This is a genomic window from Streptomyces sp. NPDC012510 (assembly GCF_042955065.1).
In the GTDB taxonomy this organism is placed as follows: Bacteria; Actinomycetota; Actinomycetes; order Streptomycetales; family Streptomycetaceae; genus Streptomyces.
In genome coordinates, this window is the sequence record NZ_JBIBEN010000095.1 from 1 (window position 1) to 1,225 (window position 1,225).

The following is a 1,225-nucleotide window of genomic DNA, read 5'->3' on the forward strand; positions in this document are numbered from 1 at the left end:
CTTGCGCAGGGCCGGGGTGAACAGCGCTTCCTCGGCGTCCGGTTCGGCCTCGGGCAGGGCGCCCCGCGCCATCGCGGTCAGCACACCGTCCGGCCCGACTTCGAGGAACCGGGTGACGCCCCGTTCCCGCAGGGTCCGCACCCCGTCGGCGAACCGGACGGCCTCACGGACATGCCGCACCCAGTACTCGGCCGTCGACAGCTCGGGCCCGGCGACCTCGCCGGTCAGGTTCGAGACGACCGGGATACGGGCGGGCTCGTATGCCAGCCCCTCCGCGACCTGGCGGAACTCGTCCAGCATCGGGTCCATCAGGGACGAGTGGAACGCGTGGCTGACCGTCAGCCTCTTGGTCCGGGCACCCTGCTCGGCGAGAGCGGCGGCCACCTTCTCGACCGGGCCCTCCTCACCGGAGACGACGACGGCACGCGGCCCGTTCACAGCCGCGACCGAGACGCCGTCCACCAGGGCGGCGCGGACTTCTTCCTCCGTAGCCTCGACCGCGACCATCGCCCCGCCCTCGGGCAGGGCATCCATCAGCCGGCCCCGGGCCGCCACCAGCGTGCACGCGTCGTCCAGGCTCAGCACACCCGCGACATGGGCGGCCGCGATCTCCCCGACCGAATGCCCGAGCAGCGCGTCCGGACGTACACCCCACGACTCCAGCAGACGGAACAGGGCCACCTCGACCGCGAACAGCGCCGCCTGCGTGAACCGCGTACGGTCCAGCAGACCGCCACCCTCACCATCCCCCTCGAAGACGACCGCCTTCAACGGCGTACCCAGCTCACCGTCGACCCGCGCACACACCGCGTCGAACGCCTCCGCGAACACCGGGTACGCGGCGTACAACTCACGCCCCATGCCGACCCGCTGCGCACCCTGGCCCGTGAACAGGACGGCGAGGCCGCCGGGGACGGCTGCCGGCTGGTCCGGGGCCTCGGTCAGGCGCTCCAGGCCCGCGAGGAGGTCGTCGCGGGAGGCGCCGACGACCACGGCCCGGTGGTCGAAGACGGAGCGGGTCGTGGCCAGCGAGAACGCCAGGTCGGGCGCGGGCAGTTCGGCCCGTTCGCGGACGAAGGCCGCCAGGTGTGCCGCCTGTTGCCGCAGGGCTTCGGAGGTGGAGCCCGAGACGAGCCAGGGCAGGGTCCGGGCGGAGGGGGTGCCGGGAGCGGCCGGGGTGGTGGCCGGTTCCGGGGCCTGCTCCAGGACGAGGTGGGCGTTGGTG

General features: G+C 73.6%; 1 protein-coding gene. It reads right to left on the reverse strand.

Annotated features, from left to right (window positions below; translation table 11 throughout):
* Positions 1-1,225 (reverse strand): acyltransferase domain-containing protein (locus ACFY9I_RS42565; protein ID WP_391012931.1); only part of this gene is annotated, 1,225 nt, incomplete at both ends.